We start from the raw sequence: 20,270 nt of genomic DNA, 5'->3' as shown, positions 1-20,270 counted from the left end.
GCATGCAGGACATCTCGATCGAATTAAAAGTGGAGAAAACATAATGAGCGATTTTATTTTTCAAACAACACCCACAATTATTAATGCCCCGGGGAGTACGTCAAGACTCGGACAGTTCGCGACTGAACTCGGGATGACGCGCGTGCTGCTAGTCAGTGATGCCATGCTCGCCAAGATCGGTCTTCTTGATAAGGCGATTGCCGGATTGCGCGACGGCGGGATGGAGGTTGAAGTGTTCGCCGACGTCCTAGCTGATCCCCCTGTCAGTAATGTCCTGGCCGCATTACAACTTGCGCAGGATTTTAAGGCCGATGGGGTTGTTGGTTTCGGTGGTGGCAGCTCGATGGATGTTGCCAAATTGGTTGCTTTCCTATGTTCTTCCAGCCAAAGTCTGTCGGACATCTATGGGGTCGGTATGGCAAAGGGCAAGCGGTTACCGCTGATTCAGGTCACCACGACGGCCGGAACCGGTTCAGAAGTAACGCCCATTGCTATTGTGACGACTGGGGAGAGTGAAAAAAAGGGGGTCGTCGCGCCGCAACTGCTCCCCGATATCGCCGTGCTCGATGCCGAACTGACGACGGGACTTCCTCCCGGGGTGACCGCCATGACCGGGATTGATGCCATGGTCCACGCCATTGAAGCCTACACCACTAGGTTAAAGAAGAACCCGATTTCAGACACCCTTGCCCGTCAGGCACTGAAGCTGCTGTTTGAGAATATTCGTTTGGTCATGGCTAACGGTAGCGACCTCGAAGCCCGTTCTCAGATGCTTGTTGGTGCTATGCTCGCCGGGCAGGCCTTCGCCAACGCTCCGGTCGGGGCGGTCCATGCCCTGGCCTACCCGATCGGCGGGCAGTATCACGTGCCCCACGGCCTGAGCAATTCGCTGGTTTTGCCCCATGTCATGCGCTTCAATCTACCGGTTGCGAGCAAGGAGTATGCGGAACTTGCCCGCGAAATATTTGACGATCTCGGCTCAGCTAGCGATCTGGCCGCAGGTGCTGAGCTGATCTCTGCGCTGGGGCAACTGATCGCAGACGTTGGGCTTGAAACACGCCTGAGCCAAGTTGGAATTGAGGAGCAGGTTTTGCCCCAGTTGGCCGAAGCAGCGATGTTGCAGACTAGACTACTGGTCAACAATGCACGCGAAATTACCTTTGATGATGTATTGCAGATATACAAGGATGCCTGGTGAGACTCGGTAGTAGAGTTCACTCAGCGGAGGCGAGGACGAGCAAATGAACATCAGGGTGCGTCTGTTCGGTCTCTTTAGGATCGATCGTTTTAACGAAGAAGACCGTAGCTTTCAGTCTGGCACCAGTGCCCGACAAGTAATTGAGGAACTTCAACTGCCCTTCCATCTACTTGGGATTATCTTGATTAACGAACGACATGCAGAACTTGATGATTTCTTACAAGAGGGGGATAGCATCTCGATCTTACCCTTGTTCGGAGGAGGTTAGGGGTAGCTTCTGTTGCTAACTCCAATTGAGATTCTCTGTCCAGCCATAAGGAGTGAATGTGATGAAAATTATGACGACTGACCCTGCTGCGAATCCTGCTGAGGTTCAATATAAACGCTGTACCCTCGATTTGAAGACCGGCTCACAGAAAATGGAAGATCTTCCTTGCCGCAATTTGGAAGATGTGCTTGGGGGTTTTGGTCGTTCATTTCAGACTCTTGCGACACGGAAGATCGAAAAAGCTTACTGCGACCAGAACCCACTGATCGTTAACACCGGGCTGTTCACCGGCAGTAGTGTCATGACTGGAATGCGCACCTATTTTTCCGGATATAGTCCAATAAAGAGCTCGAAAAAAGGTTTGCCTGCGGCTATCTGGTCGACCGGCAGCGGTAAATTTGGTGCAAAGTTCAAGTGGACTGGTCTGGATGAGTTGATTTTTGAAAATCGCTCCGAAACTCCCGTCTATATATTGATCAAAGAAACGTCTGGTGGTCCCTTGGTCGAGACAAAGTCTGCGACTCATCTTCTCGGCCTGTCCACTCACGCCAAAATTATGGTTTTGCAGAAGGAGTACGATAACGCCCACTTTGCAGCTATCGGTCAGGCCGGAGAGAATTGGCAGGATAACTACATGGGTGCGGTTGCACTCTCGACCGAAAATCAGCTCAAATCGGGTGAAGACAAGTGTCGTTTTGCCGGACGTGGTGGGATGGGAAGTCTGATGGGTTACAAAAACATCCTTGCCCTGGTCGCCCAAAGCAGTGACAAACTCAAACCGCTTACCGAAACAGTAAAGAAGGCTAACCTCAATGTTCTCAAAGGGGGTGGTTCTGCGCGGCTGCAACCGATCAGTCGTGGTGGCGGTGGCGGTACTTGGGCCGCATACGATGTCATGCAACCCTTTCATGCGGTTCCCTTCAACAACTTCCGTCCCCAGGGAAATGACCTGCCGGAAAAGTTGCTGCGTGAGAACGTCGAGCAGAAGTACGACATCAAGTCTGAGGCCTGTTTTCGCTGCGGAATTTCATGTCACAACAATATCTCAGAGAAGAACGCTGACGGCAGCAGAGGGGAGTTCCTAGCCAAGTTCGATTATGAGCCTCTCAACCTGCTTGGCACCAACCTCGGTATCCATGATGCTGGTCAGGCGGCGCGGCTGATTCAGCTGGGCGATAACTACGGCATGGACTCTATCTCCCTCGGGGTGACGATTTCCTACGCCTTGGCCTATAACGAGCGGCACCCGGAAGCAACAATCCTCAATGGTGCGAGTTTCGGCGACTATGAAAAAATTCGTGAGTTGATCATTCTGACCGGTGAAGGGAAGCTGCCGGAGATCGGTCAGGGCTCAATGCGGCTGTCGCAGTCGACCGGAGAGACAAGTTATGCCTACCACGTCAAAGGGTTGGAGATTGCGGCATACCAGCCGGAAACTAACCCCGGATATGCTTGGGCTATTGCTGGCGGTCACATGTCGATGGCAACCTACGGTCTTCTAATCCGCGAAGGAAAGGCGGATATTGATTCCTGGGCCAAAGCGATCACTGAAGAAAAGCTTCACATTGTTGGCTTTGACATGATTGGCCTGTGCAAGTTTTTCGATATCGCTAATGGGATCAGCACTGAAATGGTGACCAGCTGCTTGAAGAGCGAATTAGATTTAGAAATCACCACAGAAGCATTGAAAAATGCGGTACGCCGGGCTTTTTTGCGGGGGCTCGCTTTGGAATTGCAGCAGGGTTATACCAAGGCTGAATTTTCCCTACCGGCTGAAGTGTATGAGACTCCAAATCCACATATCAAATTGCCCAGCATTGCTACGCCTGAATTCTTTGCGGAGCTGGAGAAGAAGGTCTGGAAAATTTTTGAACCGGAGCTGGAAGAATTCCTAGACTGACAGGCAGTGGAAATTGAAATTTAAGAGACTTGCACTAGTGAAGGGAGGCAAGCATGCCATTCGTCAACATCAAGATCACCCGTGAAGGTGCAACCACCGCACAGAAGGCCGAATTGATCAAAAGAACCACCCAGATGCTGGTCGATGTTTTAGGTAAGAACCCGGCCAGGACGGTGGTCGTTATCGAAGAAGTTGAAACGGATAATTGGGGAATCGGCGGTGAATCAATCACCTCAAGACGTTTAAATGGCAATTAAGGTTCTAGCAATCCTTGAAAGGTTAATCAAATAGAGCCCGGAAGGAACAGGTATATGGAAAAACGACCAGAGCGCACCGATTACAAGGTTTTCTTTCCTCTCACCACGCGCTGGATGGATAATGATCTGTATGGTCACGTGAACAACGTGATTTATTACTCATATTTTGACACCATAGTTAATCTTTATCTGATCGAAAATGGCGGCCTGGATATCCATTCAGGTCCCGTTGTTGGTTATGTCGTTAACTCAGGGTGCAATTATCTGGCTCCGGTTGGTTATCCCGACCATTTGGAAGCGGGCCTGCGTGTTGACAAAATTGGAAATACTTCCGTGCAATATGGTGTCGCGATATTCAAGAAGGGGGAACCGTTGGTTTCAGCGTATGGGCACGTTGTTCATGTCTTTGTCGATAGATCATCAAACAAGCCTGTTAAGGTGCCCGCGGATCTTCGGGAAAAGTTAGAAATTATTTTGATTTAATATTCTCTGCAATAACCATCTATCATGCATACCCAAAGCTCATCCGATAATGGGATGGGCTTTTTCAATAAATACTGGGTCAATGGGGTAGATTGAGGAAAGTGGACATCAATTCGCGCGACCATTTCGTTTGTTGTGTCTGGTTAAATCTTTTCGATTCATTCTACTTATTGTTCTTACGCCTCAATAACCAAGCCCTAATATCACTAAGGATAGTTCATCATGCAGATGTTATTCAGTCCCCTTAATCTTGGTCGCTTAACCGTTAAAAACCGCCTGATGCATTCGGCGACCTATGAGAGCATGTCGGAAACAACCGGAGAGGTTAGTCCGGCGCTTCTTAACCGGTATCGTCATCTGGCCAAGGGGGGGATTGGCCTTATTGTTCCCGGACACATGAACGTCCACCCGGCCGGCAAGGCTGGGTTGAGACAAACGGGAATCTACAGTGACCATTTGATCTCTGGCCTCAAAAAGTTGGTTTCGGTTGTCCACGAGGAGCAGGGCAAGCTCGTCTTCCAGTTGGCACATGCGGGACGACAGACCAGAAAAGAGATTACTGGGCTGGATCCCATAGGTCCCTCCAATGATGGCAGGGACCAGACATTCGGCGTTGAACCGAAAATCATGGGGAAAGGTGAAATTCAGGAAGTAATCTCCGCCTTCGGAGATGCCGCCCGTAGGGCGTCTGAAGCAGGAGCCGATGGTGTGCAAATTCATGCAGCCCACGGTTACTTAATCAACCAGTTTCTCTCGCCTTTCTTCAACCGCAGGGACGACGCATGGGGGGGGAGTAACGAGAAACGGTTCAGAATTCTCCAGCAGATTTTTCTGGCGATCAAGAAAAACGTAACCGCCGATCTGCCGGTTTTCATAAAACTCAACACAGACGATTTCACCCCGCAGACCGGGATAACCCCAGAATTAGCCGCCATCTATTCTCAATGGTTGGTTGAACTTGGAATCGATGGGATAGAAATTAGCAGTGGCACGCTCGCTTATTCCCCCCTTGCAATGAGCCGTAATCGGGCGGAAAAGGGCGCCTTTGCCTTCAGGGAAAATTATCACCTCGCAGCGGCGGCCGAGATCAAACCGGTGATCGGCAAGGTTCCGCTAATGCTGGTGGGTGGAATGCGGACAATGGCACAGATGGAAACTATCCTCAAAGAAGGCCAGGCTGACGTGATCTCCTTGTCCCGCCCCTTTATCATGGAGCCCCATTTGGCAAAGCAGTTTGCAAACGGGCGGTCCGATAAGGCTCGCTGTATCTCCTGCAATAACTGCCTTTTGGCCGTTCGGCAGGGGCTGCCGGTAAAATGTTCTTTGTGTGCTGATTAACAGAATCGGGAGGTGGCTGTTGCCGAGATTGGTCCTTTAGACCCCAAAAAAAACTGGACTAGGAAAAAACAAAGAGCCTCCTGACCGTACTGTCAAGCTTAATTTGCCTTCAGACTATTCTTACTTCGATAGTTCGGAAAAATGCAGCTAGATAAACCTAACTGAGTATTGATACATAAGGTCTATCCTTAGGCCTCAAACGCTAGAAATCACTTAGTGACCTTCTGTTATATAATCAGGAGGCCCATCTCAAATATCCTAAGAGCTGAGACCAAATTGCTCAGTTTTGAAGCGCTTGATATTGAAAAACTTGAGTCGGTCCTGCCTTTCACGTCTTAATATTAGCTTGGGTGGCGCACTTTGAAGCGGAGTCTACCATCTACTTATTGTTTGAGGTGTTCGGCAGCTGCTCTTGACGAACTACCGACAAAGCGATTCGCACGGAACACCATCTTTATCACTGTCCAGACTGGACACTCCGCACTGGGTCAAAAAGAAGATCGCCTCCTCGCAGTTCGACATCTCATTGCAGTACCGTTTTTGTCCGCATTGACCATTTGTTGCTGGAATTGGGTTCGCTTTGGATGAAGAGCCCTTTTTCCCCCAGCCCGCACCGTGACGCCATTCCCAGGGTGGGACAGGGTTTGGATCGGACCAGAGGCCACGCTTGGCAGCCTTAGCTTCAACTTCCAAATCAATTAGGGCGGGATCTTTCGCGTATTGGCGGTACACCCAGGCTAGGCCAGCCTGTACCAGTCGTTTATTCAGGGTTGAACCATCATCAAGAACGACCTTGCCAACGGTCCTGCCGTAGCGGTCTTTTGTCACAACATCAATGCGGACAGTATTGCCGCCTACCAGATCGAGAGCGAACCGTTTGGCTGCCTTGCCGTAAGGTTGGCCGGGCTTATTTTTCCCGTGACTTGTCTCCGGGCAGTCGATTTCCGCCAGTCGGATCTTGACCGCTTTTCCGTCCTTGAGAACCTGGATCGTGTCCCCATCAGAAACTTTAACCACTTTACCGGTGAAGGACGCAGCAGAACAAGGCAGGCCAGTAATCAGCAGCAGAAGTAGAGTTGCCAGCCAGGTCATATCAATAACCTCGGTTCTTGAGCCAGATTGCAGTTCCTATAATTGCTACTATTCCGATGTAGCCAAAAGCCGATGCCTTCCGCCCAACATGCCAGCAACAGCCCGAAAATATCAAGAAGAGAAGAAGTGGGGAAAAACGGACTATTTGCGGTGGCTGCGCAACCAACCATTTATAGACAACTACTCCAAGCAAGAGCATAGTCGCGCCGAGGAAAGCCGTAAAGCCAATTTCCTTTGCAATGGCTGGAGCATCTTCATCACACCAGTCTTCCCAGAATTGCCAAAGCAGGTGCAGTGGTTTCATAATTCACCCTCACGTTCTTTCCGTAACCCCACGGGGATCTGCCTGGTGTATCGTGCCTGCCCTCGCTCGATGATGTGAGCGTAGCCGGCAGAAGTGGAGATATTACTGTGTCCCAGGGTTTCCTGAACAGCCCTGATGTCCCTTGTTGCCTGGTAGAGTAACGCACCACAGGTATGTCGCAGTGCATGACAGGACAATCCCTGCCTTTTAAGCCCTGCCTTGAGTAGATAGTGGTCGATGACTGAGTTCACACCCTGCCTGGAAATTCTGCCTTCAATGTGACCGCCCTTGCGGATCTGGACGAAAAGAGGGTCTCCTTGTTCATCCTCGACAACAGAACCACGAGTTATTAGATAATCGGTCAGAGCTGCAGCAGTGTCTTCACGGGGGTAGACGTACCTCTCCTTCCCCTTGCCGTGAATCAGCAACCGCATTTCCTGTGCATTCCCCTCGATGTCGGAAACGCAGGCCCGGACGATCTCTACTCTTCGTAACCCTTCCAGTGCCATCAATCCAACCATTGCTCGATCTCGCAGTGCCTTAACTCCACCGCCCGAGGGTACGGCTCTGAACAGCAGTTCGGCTTCGCCAGCTGACAGATGTTTGATCTGTTCCTTTTTTGCCCGTCGATCCTTCGGGGCGCGGACATTGGTTGCCGGGTTGTTCTCGATCAGTCTCCTGTCTACGGCGGACTGATAAAATCTGCGGACGGTTGTCAGCTTCAGGGAAATCGTTGATGGCTTTGCTCCGGTATCGATCAGATCCTTGCGCCAGTTTTTGACATCCTCGGTGGTTGCTTGTCCGGGATATACAGAGTTTTCGCTGCACCAGGTCAGCCAGGTCTGAATCTGGCTTTGATAGGTCTTCAGAGTGTCGGCGCAAGCGTCCCCGTTGGCAACATCGAGGTTGAGCCAGTCAGCCAGAAGGTCAGAGAGGTCTGTATCTGCGATTGCCGGAGAAACAATGATTTTCACAAGATCACTCATAGTGGCATTCCTTATATTTTCAATCAGTCCCGATTCTGTCTCTAGCCGGCAACGGATTGTGAAGGGTCTATGCTCGAAGGGATTCGACTAAACGAGCTGCTCGTGCTTTGGTGGTTTACTTTGTTTTTGTGCATCGCATCAACTTTGTTTTCGTGCATGGAACCTTTTACTGTACAGAAGAGTAATTATGTATAGTAAAAACGACTCAAAAAAAGCAGGTGGCTTACCTGCTTGAATCCGGCCGAAATCCACAGTTCGGAGGGATAACTCTCCTGTCTGCTGTGAACAGGGAACGGGCATGTTGGAAGAAGACTGCCCGCTTAGCATTTTGACTATATTTTGTGCAGTGAAGAATGGTGACAAAAAGAGCGTTATCCCTTCCCTCTGTTCTTGACATGAAACGCTTGCCAGAGATCCCAGAGCCGATCAAAAATTGCCTCACCATTCTCGATCAGCTTATGCGGCTCGATCATCAGTTCAGTTCGTCCACGAATAACAGCCAAGGCCGCTAAATAGTAGTCTGAACTCAAAACCCCGAGATCCGTAATGTCCAGTTGCCACTCTTCACCGTTGTAGGCACTCAGCAAAACTTGGGCAGCGGCCCGACTTCCAGAGGTGTCCTGTTGTGCGAGTCCGGCAAGAAATTGAACGGCGGTGGCATATTCCTCAATGGTAATTTTCAAACATTTTCTCCTTGTTGGTAGGTGATTTGTAACCCATTGGATATAGATCCGAAAATGCCCTCGCCAATCCTCACGATATTTTCCTCCTGGCGAAGTTCCGTAAGGAGATTCATGATCAAGAGAGAAGCCAGCGGATTTCTTCCGCCAGAAAATCGGTTGAGAGAAATCCGCGCTGGCCAGCAATGTACAGGGCCACTAGAACGATGCCCGCAGTGACAAATGTTTCGGTGATGGTGCCGGTGATATACCACCCCAATCCATACTTTTTCCCTGCTGGATTGAATAGGGGGATGCCGCCCTTGCTTAGACCATCTTCAGCCAGATGGAGGATGCAGCCGATCAGCAGGCATCCGACGATCAGCCAGGCCCACCAGGAAACGAGCTTGATTGCCGGGACGATTGTCAGAATAAGTGCGGCATAAACAAAGGGCCAGTGAGTCAGGGTTCGGTGTCTGACCAGTCCCACCTCAAGAACATCTGGCAGGATGGAGCCCAGCCCGGCGATAAATGCGGGCAACAGCCGCCCGGTTACGGCAAACATGACACAGACTGTGCAGAGCTTGTGATTGTGCCACTTCATTTGTCGGCTTCTTCATCCTGATAGTAAGGTTTGTCTTCGGTGGCGCGGAGAATAATGGGGGAACTATTTGCCTCGACCACCGGACTGAAAAGTTTGGCCGTGATCTGTTTGGTGTTAGCAACCGCCTTTCCTGCCAGGCCATGATTCAGACTCGGTTCTGGGGTAATAACCTGATTCGTTTGCCTCATCGAAATCGGGCGCTCTTTGCCGAAAATCTGCAAACAAAAGAATCCCACCACGAGCAGAAGGCCGGCGACCTTAATCCAGACCGGAACAACCCTTGTCATCTGCATAATGCCGCCTCGATCTTTCGGTTATGGTTCCTGGCCGATACCGGGCTGCGGTTGCTGGTGTTGCGCGAAAGGGAATGCGTGATGAACAGCCCCGCCATCGCAACTTCCTCGTTCCTCGATGTCCCGGATAAAATTATTTTTCAACGCGGGCATCGTTTCCATAACTTGCAGACACCATTGTTTCAGTCCGTTTATGCGATCCGTTGCAGCCAAAGCTTTTTGGGGATCGTTCTGCCAGAGTTCAGGGTCCATGGCCATGTCGATATGGCGGCGGATGATCGACAAACCTTCTACCCATTGTTGTGCGACATCTTCGTTCGTCACTGCTATCCTCCCTAAAAAAGCTCAAGCTGGTCTGGTGATGGAACCTCCCGGTAAACACGCTTTCGGCCAGTTTTTGTTTTTGCTTTCAGGATCTTGTCGTAGACTTTTCTCGCCGCTGCGGTCTCCCAACGGAACCAGGCCTCCGTTTGTGCCTTGTGTCCATGGCTCCCGGATTTTTTCTCGACAACAAACCCCTCGGCCAACTGGATCATGCGGATCTGATACCAGGCATGGCGCGGGGACTCTGCTTCGAGATATGTCTGTATCAAGACCTTCGGCATTTTTGCCCTCTATTCTGTAAATGAGGGAGGGGGGTAGGTCTTTCACAAAAAAATAGGGAACAACCATACCGGCCGTTCCCTATTTTCACTTACCCCACGCTCAAAATTTCCACCGAAGCGGTTGGGGCCTTTCTCAGAACAAGTTTCTCAAACTCGTCCCAAGAGAGAGTAAATTCACGATTGTTGATTTTGACTTTGACGGACATGGCTGTTCTCCTTTTGTTGGGGTGAAGTGCTGTTGAAACCAGTAGGGCTTCCCGCATCACCCGTCGTGTGGACAGGAGATCCAGGAAGCCCTACTGGACTTCACCCGGAAGGAGACAGCAGCGGGGCCGTTAAGCCCCGCTGTGTCCGTCAGTCAAACAAAACTATTGGGCTACCGCCTCCAGTTTTGCCGCCTCTTTAGCCTCTTTCTCGGCTTGGCGTTTTTCCCGGATTCTCCGGGCATTTTCGAGGTTAGCCTTCAGCCGTGCCTGATATTCTTCATCCTTCGCAAGCTCATCAGGGTCAACTTCAGGCCCACCGGCAATCGTTGATGCCGCCCAGATCGGGAGATAAACAACTCCCCCGCCAGGCACCATGCCGGTCAATCTTGTATTTTCTTCAGCCTTCTGGAGACTGGCTGCGGAACAGCCAGATAGAGCCAGAGAGGCCAAGATCACTACAGTTATCAGTCGTTTCATGATACCTCCTCTAAGTGGTCAATATCCTGTTCTTCTTCCTCCGGCACGAGTCCCGCATGAATACGGATAGCCTTGCCGATGGCATCGACACAGGACGTAATATTATCGTCTTCGTCACGTACGGGCGCACGGTGGCAGCCGTGGCCGATCAACCCCTTGATCGCATCGGTCACATCCATACCGGACCGAAGTCCATAGGACGTGATGATGGTCAGGGCATTGGCGACCAGGCTGCCGCAGGTTCCCGATTTTCCAAACCTGACGAAGATCTCCAAAAGATCTCCAGAGTCCGGGTTGTCGTTCATCGTGACGTATATTTTCCCGCATGGAGATGACATCTCCAGGGTTTCTCCTTTAACGGCTTTCGGCCGATTTCTCTTCATGAAGTATTTCCTTTCTATAAGATCCCATCGTTTGCAAAGGAGTAATACCCAGCCTCACCAACGATCAAATGATCCAACACCCGGATTCCGAGAAGTTCCCCGGCGTCCTTGAGCCGTTTGGTTATCTCTATATCTTCCCGGCTCGGTGCTGTGTCCCCCGAAGGGTGGTTGTGAATGAATAGCACCGCTGCCGCTGATGACAGCAGGACCGTTTTGTATACCTCTCTGGGGTGAACAACACTTGCGTTGAGGGAACCGATAGAAACCGTGTCGTAGCAGATGATCCGGTTTTTGGTATCAAGATGAAGAGCCACAAAATTCTCTTTGGTCTCCTTTGCCAAATCGCGGAACAATTCAAATACATGCTCGGCGCTGGTGCAAGATTTACTTACCCAAACAGGGGCGTGCTCCCGAATGACTTCGTTATTAAAAACCGCCCGGATTGACCTGATGCAGATTTTTTGAGTTTTCGGCTCGGGCTTCGGGCCGAAAAGATTTATCGTTTCCATATCCTTTTCTCCTTGTCGGGAGCAGACATGGACCCCTTCCGGGGGCTTTGTCTGCCCCCGTAACTGGGTAATTCGTTTTTATCAGCGAGTTAAAGCATCCTTGAGCATATCGAACAGCGCGTTCGGCAATTCATGGATGTTCTGGATCGTCTTATGGTTTTTGAAGTACCATCCACAAGCACCACCATCCATGATGCCGACCGCCATCTGCTCAATACCCTGCTCCGCCAAGCGTTCCAGATAGGTACGAACCCGTTCTGGATTTGCGGGTGTGCCATCGGTTGCAACCACCAATATCTTGCGTGGCTCCTGGCGCATGGCGAATTGAACTGCCGCCCACCCGAGAGCATGAGCAAGAGGGGTTCCCCCGTCAGCCACGATCCCATACTTTTTGAGAGTTTTGGCTGGAGCGACCCCAAACGGGGTAAGGGGAATGACGGATGCCATTTCGCCCGGGAACGCTGCCGAGCAGATACTGACACCGGGAACGGTGTGTAGTGCATCGGTAACGGCTAGGGTTGCCTCTGCTGCCAGAGACATCCTGCTGTTCATCGACCCGGAGCGGTCAAGGAGTATAATTACGGCGGTATTGACTGCTGTTTTTTCCTCCCTTCTGCGAAAAATCCGCGTGTCACCGACAGGAAGCCTGCAGAGTACACGCTGATCTATTCTTCGTCCGGATCGACCGGCGCATGACCTCTTCAGTTTCGAGGCCTGGATCAATGATCCAAGACGGGATCGAAGCACGGAGGTATTACGCCGGACCGTTGTCAGGTCTGGAGGAAAACTAAAATTTACCGATCCTCCATCTTCGCCCGGGTAGGACATTTCTGCGGTAGCAGGAGTTGTTTCCGCTGCCTTCGCTTCCAGTTCTGCCCCGACCATCTCCCCAACATCTCCATACTCTTCCGCGGGGGATGAATTAAGGATCTGATTGAGGAGGTCAGCCCTGGCATCGTTGTTTTGAGGTTGCTTTTCAGCGTCTGGGGTGGACCCGGAAGGGTCTTTGCCCCGATCACTGAGTACACTTCCATCGTCTTGTTTCTGTTCCTGCTGAGATCCGGATTCTCCAGTCGTGTCGCTGGAATCATCCGCTTCGTTGTCCTGATCAGACTCAGAGGAATCGTTTTGATTCTGTTGCTCCTGCCGGTCTTCACCTGAAGAAGATTCGGAGGACTGGTCCTGCTGCTGTTGGCGTTGAGACTGCGCCTGTTGCTGCTCCTGCCGAAGTAACTGGAGGATACGAGCAGCCAGAGTCTGTGATGCCTTGGTTGTCTTCAACATACCGACATTATCGAGCAGCTTGCCGACCTTACCGAGCAGTTCGGTCCCTAGGGCGGGTTCGAGGATCTGATTTGCGTTTCTAAAGACAGGATCAAGACCTTTCTGTCTGAGAATCCTGCTGCGACATCGAGCCAAAACCCAACCAAGAAACAGTTGGTCCGGCTGATCAGAGTCGAAGTCGAAGCTTCCGGTTTCAGCCAGATGATTCGCCAGGTCCCGCAGGTTAATGGCACAGCCCGGGTAGAGCTGTCCCATTTCCTTCTCGATCCTTACATCTTCAATGATGTTGGTCAGATTTTTCAGATAAGGGTCGCTTTCGGTAACGGAAAAATCCGTCAGTCGAACATGAGCGGCCTCGTGGTCGAGGAAACCCCGCGCCAGCAGGGTCGCCTCAGCGTCATCTTTTGGGAGTTCCGGCAGGAAAATAGTTTTCCCATTTGTCGCTGCAGTGTTCCCGCGAATGACAACATTGACTCCCATTTGATCGCCCATCGCCTTTGCGACAATCGGCAGTGATTTTGAAATATTCATAGAGCCTCCACGGACGCCCCCCGTTCAGGGCGTCAGATAAAATCAAACGTCCCGGAACGGCGGGGATATCAGGAAGGTTCAGTCGCTGACTTCACATTCTTCGAGAGTGAGGTTGCCCATATCGCGCCCCTAAAACCAGACAACCGGAGACGTGACGCTTGTCTGTCTCTGGTGCGGTTCAGGGATCGGCTCAAAGACCTGCTCCACATCAACTTCGGTGGCAGCATTTTGGGCGCTGGCAACCGAAACATTTTCCGTTTCATGATCTGCCAGCACATCCTCTTTAAGCGTCGATTCCTCCGGATCTGAGGAACCCTCTGTCTCTTTCTGTTCTTCCGCGAGATTGAGGTTGATATTGTCAAGACAGGACAGAGTGTTGAGGATGCCGACCAGGACATGAAAATCACGACCTTCCATGTAGCCGGACTTTGGCAAACCGTCCAGCTCCTGTTCAATACTGGTAATCAGCAGTCCCAGCGATGGCTGGACAAAGACTAGCCCCTTCGCTTTTTCGAGGATGCTGCGGATCGGCCGCAAAGCTTTCTGGCTTACCCTTGTCCGTGACTCGAAAGACTGACTCCAGGCCAGACGGGATGCCTGACCTATTTCCCGGAAGAGCTGATCACCAAGTCCGTTCGCGGCTTTTTCAAGACCGCTGTTCAGCCCTTCAACACCAGAAACCTGAAAGGTCTGGAATCCGAAGGACAGGCGGGTGGCAACATGTTCGGGCGACTCAACGGCTTGTTCCACCATTGTCCGCCAGCGATCCGGGAGGTTTGTTAGCCATGCCTGCATATTCTCGGCATAGAATTTTAGGAATTCCTGTTTCTCAGCCTCAAAATCAACTGCGACCGCTTCCAGTTCCCTTGCGACTTCCTGCGCCTTCTCTTCCGGGATGGCAAAGCCGCCCAGAAAGCGAACACCTGCTGCTTCACAGATGCGTTCGGCACGACGCCGCAAAGCTTGAAACCGGCTCAGCAGAACGGGGTGACAGATTTTTTTAGCTCCCAAAGATGCAAGTTCTTCAGGGGGGATCTCTTCCCCGTCCAGATTCAGATCAGCGGGAGTGAGTTTCTTCCTGCCACTCCAGATGTGGACATCGAGACTGAAACAGATAAGCTTTTGAAGTAGATCGAACATGGTGTTTTCTCCTAGTCAATTAAGGACACAGGAGAAACACCTACCCCGTCAGGGGAGAATGTCTCCCCCGTGTCGGGATTGGGTGTCGATCAGATTGTTTGATTACCTACCTCCATCTAAAACCATGAACTGTTGGTATCCTTCGTCCATTGGCGAAGTGCACTGGCAGCTTTGGATGGAACCGATGGTGTAGACGGTGTAGGTGGTGTAGGCGAAGACGGATCCGGGTGTCCTTCCACCTTTAAGGTTGGAATGGGCCGGTATCCCTTTTTGATCTTCTTCTCTGCCCTGTTTTGTAATTCTTGTTGTTGGTTAGTTCGACACTTATCGGGAGGTAAAAACAGTCCCTGTCGGACTAATCCTGTTCTTCCCCAGGAAATGTTAACTCCCCTGTCGCTGGCTTCACCGATCCAGTCCTTGGTGCTGCCGTCTGGATTGATGTATCTCAAATGGATAAGCATAATTTCCTCTCTTAACCGAAAATGCGCTGGGCGATTTCTGCCAGCGAACTGCGGGTTTCGGGTTCTGCACGGAAGGTCAGTGCCCGTTCCAGTGCGTGATGCAGCGGATTTTTCCCCAGGTTGGCGAGCGGACGGAAGAATTCCGACATTTTCGCCCACCGAACAAGGGTCCGCGTGGAGAGGGTGACTTCGAGTTGTCCCGCCATAAAGAGTTTCCGTACCTCAGTTGCATAAGCAATCATTCCGTCTCTGACACCTTCAGGGATACCGGGGGCAATCTTTGCCAAGATCAGTTTCTCCTGTTCCTGTTCGGGATAGCCAACTTCGACCATCCAGAAGCGGTCCAGAAAAGCAAGATTCTGACGCATGGTCCCCTGGTAGAGCCCTGTCTGGTCCCCGGCTCCTGCCGTGTTTCCGGTTGCAATGAAACGGAAACCGTAAGCAGGATTTACCATTTCACCGTTCTTCTCGGGGATCACCAGAGGCGAACCTTCGACAATCCCGTTGAGACCGGCCGCAGTTGCCGGATCGAGCAGATCGATCTCATCGAGAAGGAACCAGTGTCCTTCCCGCATTGCTGTGGTGAGAGGACCGTCCGTAAAAGACATGGAGCCATCAACCAGAGCGTAATGACCGATCAGCTCTGGCGTTTCCAGCCGGCTGTGAGCGGTGACCCGCTGAACAGGGATGTTCAAACGGCCGGCAACCTGGGTAATCAGAGTGGATTTTCCGGACCCGGTGGGGCCGGAGAGGTAAAGTCCTTCGATTCCGCCAAGCATGTGCCAGGCAAGAAGGTCTGAAAGGAGTTCCTTGCGAAACTGGTAGTCCGGGTCGATGCCTGGGACAAAAGCAGTCCGTTCGGCAAAGCCGCGAATCATCAATTCCTCGGGAAGTCCTGCCAGGGCGAAGGTCTTTGCAATGCTGAATTGTTTTTCGTGCATGTGTCTTCTCCTTGTCGATAAGTGACCGGAAGGAGACACAATTCCCCATCCGGGAAAGAGGTTGTCTCCTCCCGGGTCTGGGTGGGTGTTAAGTTAAAATAGGGTTCCTTGCACAGGCTGGTCATTTTCCAGGACTGTCAACCAGTCGAGAGCGACCTCTTTCTTCCCCCCACAACAGGTTCGTTGGAGGCTCTTGAGAGAGGTTTCATCCCAGCGGTTCAAAAAAAACTCCCCGGTGCCGTCAGGTCGTGTACAGACCAAATGGATATGGGGCTGACTGGGAGATGATAAGTGATTGATCGTGTCCAGATAAGACTGGCACGTGCAATTCCGTATAACTTTCTTGATACGATATGGGCCGCTATAGTTCGTAGTTATCAACATCCCTGGTTCGAGCTTCATTCCGCCCTCCAGACAGAGATAATCCGGGGGGAACCACCTGCTTTTCTGGCGACAATAACCAGATCCCGATAACGGAACCTCAAAGGGTTCTTGTTCAGAATCGGTGCAACCATTCGGCAGGCTTCTATGGCCTCGAAAGGGATTTCACGTTCCAGGATGCGGTTGGCGGCGTGTTTCGTCAGTGCGACCATGGCACCACCTCCTGCATCTCGCGATAGGTTTTATAAGTTTTTGCAAACTGATCGTAGTTCTGTTTGGATCTGGGAGTTACTATCAAGGCAAACAGCACCAGACACAGAAAGATGAACAGTAGTAGCGTTTTGTCTTTCAGCATGTTTCTTCCTTTCCGAAGACGCAATAACGCCGCCCCGAAAAGGAGGGTCCCTTATGAGGGCGGCGTAAGCGCCCCGTATGGGGTAGATCAGGCAGCAGCCTGTTTTCTGATTCTGGCGACATCAAGCCGGGTGAATCCGGCTCGTTCCTTCTTTACTTGGTCGTAGACTTCCGGGAACGCCTCTTTGAGCCGTTTTGAGTCCACTGCTTCAGAGGGGCCGACTTCACTTGCACAAATCTGAAGCAAGTCAGCATGGCCCTTGAAGTTTGTCCCGGTAAAGGAAAGGATTTCGTTTTTAAGTCCTTTGATTTCCTTGTCCAGAGATCTCTTGCCTTCACTCTTCTCCAGATACCGCGCAACGAGATTCCGAATTTCTTGCGGGATCTCGATCTCGTCACCGGCAAAGGCAGGACAGGTTCCTCGCTGGGAACAGTATCCACACAGGATGCCGGGTTCGATCTGAGCGTTTTCCGGGGAGTTGAGTGAAAACAGAATATGACGCCCTTTCATAATCATGGCATCAAACAAGATCCTGTTCGGTGTGAACGAGTTGAATTCCTTCCATTCACCAGCATTTAGATCGACCGCCAGGATGCTGCCTCCGATAGGTACACCAGGTTTATCCAGTTCCAGCAATCCCATCTGGACGTGGAGCTGATTAACCCAGCTTTCATAGGGGGCATCCGGGAGGCCGTTGGTCGTCTTCAGTTCCATGACATGATAGCGACCGCTGGTTTTTGAGTTAAAAAGAAAGTCGATGTGACACTTGATCTCCGGATAGTCCGGGTGGAAAAGCTCAACCTCGCGCTGCGGGGTTAGACCACCAGCCCGAAAGATACCGTCGATCAGATCTTCTGCCGCATGACCCCGAGAGAAACGCAGCAGCGTTTTTGCATCGAAGTCTTCCGGCTGGAATTTGCTCATGACAGCCTTGCGGGGGCAGCCTGCGATGTCAGATGCTCCGACATACTTGCTGCGGTCCCCGAGATGGCTGCTGTTATTTTTGGAATTTTCCCGAAGTGCTTTTTCGAGAAATATCTGAAGTTTGCTCATGTCCGTCTCCCGTCAAAAGATGGGGCGGACACAGAAAACCCTGCGAGGGGATGTCTGATCCGCCCCGTGGGGTTGGTGTTGTTTGTAGGTGATTAGTGGTCCCAATGCCTACGGCTATGCCAGCGGCGATTGACCTTGATATGATTGTCAGGGTCGATTGGGACTGTGGTGAGGCCGTTGATTGTTGCAACTTCACAGGTTCCATATTGACCAGCCGGGGTGGAGTCGAAGCTGGAGACGTAAAACTGCCACGGCCCCCTGCTTCCATCCTGATAAATCTCCCGATGCTGGACAAACCCTCCTGCAACAATACGTCGTTCCCAACTCTCACTGATTCTTTCGATGCGATAAAGTTTCGTTTTCATCAAGTCCTCCTAAATACCTCGTCCAGCTTTCCAGGGATGGGAATCAGGACGACACCAGGGGCATTTCGCAATCTTGTGGCTGTTACATCTTGCTCTTCCGTCAACCCCTACGGGGAAGTTGGTCAGGCAGGTTTCACAGGTCAGATGATCGTGAAATGTTTTTCCTCTGGTGACAGTAGGTATTAATCGTCCTGGACGACTCACATCGAACCTCCTGCGATGCAAACAGCAGCAACAATGCAGGAGCCGAGGATAGTGCCGGTCAGGATGTTTTTGATGCGGACATTGGCGAGTGCGTAAATGGTGTTTTCGATCATGGTTTTGTCTCCTTGTCTGTGTTGAGCACAGGGGAGACAGGGCACACCCCGACTAGGGAGAATGTTGTCTCCCCGGTGAAGGGTGGATCGTTCAGTTATCTGGTGCTGCCGGTCGATGTTAGACGGTCAGATACCAGCTCTTCATGGATTTGTCCCAACGGAAACCCATCTGACGAAGCAGATTCCGATGTTCATAGGAGTCTGCATAGATGGTTTTTCCATCTTCGGACAGCTTTGCTTCGATCTTGTGGGCCGCCAGCGCAGACAGGACAGCATCTATACTCTGCGGCGGCTGGATCGGTTTTCCTTCCTGCTTCCGCTTGAGAGCGTCAATAGCCTGTGTGTACTGGCTGTGCGGCAATTCCTCGAAAGATCTGATATCCAGATATTTAAGAAATTTTGTCTGGTCCGCTCCTGCTTCCTTCACCATTCGCTCCAGGGTTTTGATCTGACCGTTGGAGATCAGGATTTCACCTTCTCTGGGATCGGTTGGTGGCGGAGTGTTTGACAAGGAGGGAGTCTGATTGTTCGTGTTCGATGGAGATTTCTCGACAGAAGGGCCAGCCTGGTCCATTTCTTCTTCGACGTAAAGGCCGGACAATTCCTGTGGGAAGGCTCGTCTGATGGCCAGTGCTTCAGCAACCTTGGCGATCATCAGATCGGGCATGGATCTCCAGAAACGAGTAAGTTCTCCCTTCTTGGTTTTTTGCGCGTAGGTGTTGAACCGTGCAACGGACCAAAGGGGTTCTTTGAAATCGGACCGTAAAACAGCAACCTTCGCAGCAAGCGGAGGTGCATCTTGAATCCATACTTCTTGCCAGTCTCCATTTTTCCCACACCAAAAAGGGCCGAGCTGACCAGCATATTTGCCGGTACGCTCTGCAATCAGCCGGAAACCATCAATCGAGGTCTGAATGGACATAACTTCACGTTGTTCACTTGAGTCCCAGCGTTTGATGGCGTGGATCTGTCGGGAGAAGGGGTCAAGGCCGGTGCGGTTACACTGGTTGACGAAGAGCTGAAGCTCATCATCGGTGGCCCCTTTGCAGATTGTTCTTTTGACAAGTGTGATCTTCTCCTCGTCCAGAATAGACAGAGAAGTGGCTTGATTGCTTCTGATGGCGAGTTGCGTTGTCATAATGTCTCCTTTTCTGTTGGCTGATGCCGAACAGGGGAGACAGTTTTCCCCTGGCAGGGAGAGAATGTCTCCCCTGCGGGGTGGGTTACAACTGTTGATCAGAGATTAGAATTGAGGGTCCTCATCGGTCCAGCCATTGTCGTTTGACTGATGTAGGGCGGGTGATGATTCTCCTGTTTGGATTTCGCATTTTTCCAGAAATTTTACCTGGTCAGCGATGATTTCCGTGACGTAACGTTTGTTTCCGTCTCGGTCTTCATAGGAGCGCGTCTGGATCTTGCCTTCGACAAAGATCAGTCGTCCCTTCAGAAGATAATCGTGGCAATGTTCAGCAAGTAAGCGCCAGGTGACGATCTTATGCCATTCCGTTTTTTCAACGACTTCCCCGTCTTTGCTTTTGCGCTTCTCTGATGTTGCCAGTGGAAATGTTGCAACAGCAGTCCCGGAAGGGGTGTAGCGCAGTTCGGGGTCTTTGCCTAAATTGCCAATCAGTTGAACCTTGTTGTACATCGTGTTTCTCCTTTCTGTTGGGTTTCCCCAGCCAAAAGGAGTCCACCCCACGACGGGGAAGATTTCTCCTCCCGGCAGGGATGGGTCGATGTGCAGATATGAAAAAACCCATTGAGGCAGTCGCCAAAACGGGTGAGGTTGGATATTGGGTATGTGAGTGCGCTGTGAGAAAAATCGCACGATAAAACTGTCAGCCGTCAAGAAAAACCACGGTGGAAATGTGGTGCGGCGT

25 protein-coding genes are annotated in these 20,270 nt (G+C 51.4%); 6 read left to right on the top strand and 19 right to left on the bottom strand.

The features are described 5' to 3' along the window. Positions 1–43 precede the first annotated feature (43 nt). The 6 genes from D888_RS0118810 (at position 44) to D888_RS0118785 (ending at position 5,444) form a co-directional block, all read left to right on the top strand. Positions 44–1,198, top strand: coding sequence for an iron-containing alcohol dehydrogenase (locus tag D888_RS0118810; RefSeq protein ID WP_020678121.1), 1,155 nt, complete (start codon positions 44–46; stop codon positions 1,196–1,198). 43 nt (positions 1,199–1,241) lie between these two features. Continuing rightward, the gene (locus D888_RS0118805) at positions 1,242–1,466 is read left to right on the top strand and encodes a MoaD/ThiS family protein (protein ID WP_020678120.1); all 225 of its coding nucleotides are present in this window, start codon (positions 1,242–1,244) and stop codon (positions 1,464–1,466) included. A 61-nt stretch (positions 1,467–1,527) separates the two neighbouring features. Further along, complete coding sequence (locus tag D888_RS0118800; protein WP_020678119.1) at positions 1,528–3,366, top strand: aldehyde ferredoxin oxidoreductase C-terminal domain-containing protein; 1,839 nt, start codon at positions 1,528–1,530, stop codon at positions 3,364–3,366. A gap of 53 nt (positions 3,367–3,419) precedes the next feature. Then, positions 3,420–3,623 carry a tautomerase family protein gene (locus D888_RS0118795; RefSeq protein ID WP_020678118.1) on the top strand — a complete coding sequence of 68 codons (204 nt, stop codon included), beginning with the start codon at positions 3,420–3,422 and terminating at the stop codon, positions 3,621–3,623. A 54-nt stretch (positions 3,624–3,677) separates the two neighbouring features. After that, on the top strand, positions 3,678–4,106 hold the full coding sequence (locus D888_RS0118790) for an acyl-CoA thioesterase (RefSeq protein ID WP_020678117.1): 429 nt from the start codon (positions 3,678–3,680) through the stop codon (positions 4,104–4,106). 222 nt (positions 4,107–4,328) lie between these two features. Then, entirely contained in the window at positions 4,329–5,444 is a 1,116-nt protein-coding gene (locus D888_RS0118785; protein WP_020678116.1) for an NADH:flavin oxidoreductase, read from the top strand. 420 nt (positions 5,445–5,864) lie between these two features. Here D888_RS0118785 and D888_RS0118780 read toward each other — a convergent pair whose 3' ends face one another. From D888_RS0118780 to D888_RS0118670, 19 genes are all read right to left on the bottom strand, one after another. Next, on the bottom strand, positions 5,865–6,536 hold the full coding sequence (locus D888_RS0118780; protein WP_020678115.1) for a thermonuclease family protein: 672 nt from the start codon (positions 6,534–6,536) through the stop codon (positions 5,865–5,867). A 1-nt stretch (position 6,537) separates the two neighbouring features. After that, entirely contained in the window at positions 6,538–6,840 is a 303-nt protein-coding gene (locus tag D888_RS0118775) for a hypothetical protein (RefSeq protein WP_020678114.1), read from the bottom strand. Further along, positions 6,837–7,826, bottom strand: coding sequence for a tyrosine-type recombinase/integrase (locus D888_RS0118770; RefSeq protein WP_020678113.1), 990 nt, complete (start codon positions 7,824–7,826; stop codon positions 6,837–6,839). The genes D888_RS0118775 and D888_RS0118770 overlap by 4 nt, the downstream gene beginning before the upstream one ends. A 371-nt stretch (positions 7,827–8,197) precedes the next feature. Then, positions 8,198–8,509, bottom strand: coding sequence for a DUF7673 family protein (locus tag D888_RS0118765; protein WP_020678112.1), 312 nt, complete (start codon positions 8,507–8,509; stop codon positions 8,198–8,200). A gap of 115 nt (positions 8,510–8,624) precedes the next feature. Beyond that, positions 8,625–9,089: a metal-dependent hydrolase gene (locus tag D888_RS0118760; protein ID WP_020678111.1), complete on the bottom strand. Its 465-nt coding sequence runs from the start codon at positions 9,087–9,089 to the stop codon at positions 8,625–8,627. Then, entirely contained in the window at positions 9,086–9,382 is a 297-nt protein-coding gene (locus D888_RS0118755) for a hypothetical protein (protein ID WP_020678110.1), read from the bottom strand. The genes D888_RS0118760 and D888_RS0118755 overlap by 4 nt, the downstream gene beginning before the upstream one ends. A gap of 21 nt (positions 9,383–9,403) precedes the next feature. Further along, on the bottom strand, positions 9,404–9,706 hold the full coding sequence (locus tag D888_RS0118750; RefSeq protein ID WP_020678109.1) for a hypothetical protein: 303 nt from the start codon (positions 9,704–9,706) through the stop codon (positions 9,404–9,406). An 11-nt stretch (positions 9,707–9,717) separates the two neighbouring features. Next, a complete protein-coding gene (locus D888_RS0118745) occupies positions 9,718–9,987 on the bottom strand; it encodes a hypothetical protein (protein WP_020678108.1) in 270 nt (89 codons plus the stop codon). Between the two features lie 368 nt (positions 9,988–10,355). After that, the gene (locus D888_RS0118735; RefSeq protein WP_020678106.1) at positions 10,356–10,670 is read right to left on the bottom strand and encodes a hypothetical protein; all 315 of its coding nucleotides are present in this window, start codon (positions 10,668–10,670) and stop codon (positions 10,356–10,358) included. Beyond that, positions 10,667–11,053: a TSCPD domain-containing protein gene (locus D888_RS22460; protein WP_020678105.1), complete on the bottom strand. Its 387-nt coding sequence runs from the start codon at positions 11,051–11,053 to the stop codon at positions 10,667–10,669. Before D888_RS22460 ends, D888_RS0118735 begins: the two co-directional genes overlap by 4 nt. Positions 11,054–11,067: 14 nt before the next feature. Next, on the bottom strand, positions 11,068–11,562 hold the full coding sequence (locus D888_RS0118725) for a JAB domain-containing protein (protein WP_020678104.1): 495 nt from the start codon (positions 11,560–11,562) through the stop codon (positions 11,068–11,070). Between the two features lie 81 nt (positions 11,563–11,643). After that, positions 11,644–13,377: a cobaltochelatase CobT-related protein gene (locus tag D888_RS0118720; protein ID WP_020678103.1), complete on the bottom strand. Its 1,734-nt coding sequence runs from the start codon at positions 13,375–13,377 to the stop codon at positions 11,644–11,646. Between the two features lie 129 nt (positions 13,378–13,506). Continuing rightward, positions 13,507–14,517: a DUF3150 domain-containing protein gene (locus D888_RS22455; RefSeq protein ID WP_020678102.1), complete on the bottom strand. Its 1,011-nt coding sequence runs from the start codon at positions 14,515–14,517 to the stop codon at positions 13,507–13,509. A gap of 472 nt (positions 14,518–14,989) precedes the next feature. Continuing rightward, a complete protein-coding gene (locus D888_RS0118710) occupies positions 14,990–15,919 on the bottom strand; it encodes a CbbQ/NirQ/NorQ/GpvN family protein (RefSeq protein WP_020678101.1) in 930 nt (309 codons plus the stop codon). A 398-nt stretch (positions 15,920–16,317) separates the two neighbouring features. After that, positions 16,318–16,512: a hypothetical protein gene (locus D888_RS22450; protein ID WP_020678099.1), complete on the bottom strand. Its 195-nt coding sequence runs from the start codon at positions 16,510–16,512 to the stop codon at positions 16,318–16,320. Positions 16,513–16,742: 230 nt separating this feature from the next. Continuing rightward, positions 16,743–17,708, bottom strand: coding sequence for a hypothetical protein (locus D888_RS0118690; RefSeq protein ID WP_020678097.1), 966 nt, complete (start codon positions 17,706–17,708; stop codon positions 16,743–16,745). Positions 17,709–17,800: 92 nt separating this feature from the next. Beyond that, complete coding sequence (locus D888_RS0118685) at positions 17,801–18,073, bottom strand: hypothetical protein (RefSeq protein ID WP_020678096.1); 273 nt, start codon at positions 18,071–18,073, stop codon at positions 17,801–17,803. Positions 18,074–18,508: 435 nt separating this feature from the next. Next, complete coding sequence (gene bet, locus D888_RS23445; RefSeq protein WP_020678094.1) at positions 18,509–19,528, bottom strand: phage recombination protein Bet; 1,020 nt, start codon at positions 19,526–19,528, stop codon at positions 18,509–18,511. A 105-nt stretch (positions 19,529–19,633) separates the two neighbouring features. Continuing rightward, positions 19,634–20,038, bottom strand: coding sequence for a single-stranded DNA-binding protein (locus D888_RS0118670; protein ID WP_020678093.1), 405 nt, complete (start codon positions 20,036–20,038; stop codon positions 19,634–19,636). Between the last annotated feature and the right edge of the window lie 232 nt (positions 20,039–20,270).

This window comes from Geopsychrobacter electrodiphilus DSM 16401, from assembly GCF_000384395.1.
GTDB classification, from domain to species: Bacteria; Desulfobacterota; Desulfuromonadia; order Desulfuromonadales; family Geopsychrobacteraceae; genus Geopsychrobacter; species Geopsychrobacter electrodiphilus.
The sequence above is the reverse complement of the archived record's forward strand: the minus strand, read 5'-3'. Positions and strand labels throughout refer to the sequence as shown.

Excerpts from the sequence above, each read along its gene's own strand:
- D888_RS0118810 (WP_020678121.1), top strand. The coding sequence starts at position 44 with ATGAGCGATTTTATTTTTCAAACAACACCCACAATTATTAATGCCCCG.
- D888_RS0118805 (WP_020678120.1), top strand. The coding sequence starts at position 1,242 with ATGAACATCAGGGTGCGTCTGTTCGGTCTCTTTAGGATCGATCGTTTT.
- D888_RS0118800 (WP_020678119.1), top strand. The coding sequence starts at position 1,528 with ATGAAAATTATGACGACTGACCCTGCTGCGAATCCTGCTGAGGTTCAA.
- D888_RS0118795 (WP_020678118.1), top strand. The coding sequence starts at position 3,420 with ATGCCATTCGTCAACATCAAGATCACCCGTGAAGGTGCAACCACCGCA.
- D888_RS0118790 (WP_020678117.1), top strand. The coding sequence starts at position 3,678 with ATGGAAAAACGACCAGAGCGCACCGATTACAAGGTTTTCTTTCCTCTC.
- D888_RS0118785 (WP_020678116.1), top strand. The coding sequence starts at position 4,329 with ATGCAGATGTTATTCAGTCCCCTTAATCTTGGTCGCTTAACCGTTAAA.
- D888_RS0118780 (WP_020678115.1), bottom strand. The coding sequence starts at position 6,536 with ATGACCTGGCTGGCAACTCTACTTCTGCTGCTGATTACTGGCCTGCCT.
- D888_RS0118775 (WP_020678114.1), bottom strand. The coding sequence starts at position 6,840 with ATGAAACCACTGCACCTGCTTTGGCAATTCTGGGAAGACTGGTGTGAT.
- D888_RS0118770 (WP_020678113.1), bottom strand. The coding sequence starts at position 7,826 with ATGAGTGATCTTGTGAAAATCATTGTTTCTCCGGCAATCGCAGATACA.
- D888_RS0118760 (WP_020678111.1), bottom strand. The coding sequence starts at position 9,089 with ATGAAGTGGCACAATCACAAGCTCTGCACAGTCTGTGTCATGTTTGCC.
- D888_RS0118755 (WP_020678110.1), bottom strand. The coding sequence starts at position 9,382 with ATGCAGATGACAAGGGTTGTTCCGGTCTGGATTAAGGTCGCCGGCCTT.
- D888_RS0118745 (WP_020678108.1), bottom strand. The coding sequence starts at position 9,987 with ATGCCGAAGGTCTTGATACAGACATATCTCGAAGCAGAGTCCCCGCGC.
- D888_RS0118735 (WP_020678106.1), bottom strand. The coding sequence starts at position 10,670 with ATGAAACGACTGATAACTGTAGTGATCTTGGCCTCTCTGGCTCTATCT.
- D888_RS22460 (WP_020678105.1), bottom strand. The coding sequence starts at position 11,053 with ATGAAGAGAAATCGGCCGAAAGCCGTTAAAGGAGAAACCCTGGAGATG.
- D888_RS0118725 (WP_020678104.1), bottom strand. The coding sequence starts at position 11,562 with ATGGAAACGATAAATCTTTTCGGCCCGAAGCCCGAGCCGAAAACTCAA.
- D888_RS0118720 (WP_020678103.1), bottom strand. The coding sequence starts at position 13,377 with ATGAATATTTCAAAATCACTGCCGATTGTCGCAAAGGCGATGGGCGAT.
- D888_RS22455 (WP_020678102.1), bottom strand. The coding sequence starts at position 14,517 with ATGTTCGATCTACTTCAAAAGCTTATCTGTTTCAGTCTCGATGTCCAC.
- D888_RS0118710 (WP_020678101.1), bottom strand. The coding sequence starts at position 15,919 with ATGCACGAAAAACAATTCAGCATTGCAAAGACCTTCGCCCTGGCAGGA.
- D888_RS22450 (WP_020678099.1), bottom strand. The coding sequence starts at position 16,512 with ATGGTCGCACTGACGAAACACGCCGCCAACCGCATCCTGGAACGTGAA.
- D888_RS0118690 (WP_020678097.1), bottom strand. The coding sequence starts at position 17,708 with ATGAGCAAACTTCAGATATTTCTCGAAAAAGCACTTCGGGAAAATTCC.
- D888_RS0118685 (WP_020678096.1), bottom strand. The coding sequence starts at position 18,073 with ATGAAAACGAAACTTTATCGCATCGAAAGAATCAGTGAGAGTTGGGAA.
- bet (WP_020678094.1), bottom strand. The coding sequence starts at position 19,528 with ATGACAACGCAACTCGCCATCAGAAGCAATCAAGCCACTTCTCTGTCT.
- D888_RS0118670 (WP_020678093.1), bottom strand. The coding sequence starts at position 20,038 with ATGTACAACAAGGTTCAACTGATTGGCAATTTAGGCAAAGACCCCGAA.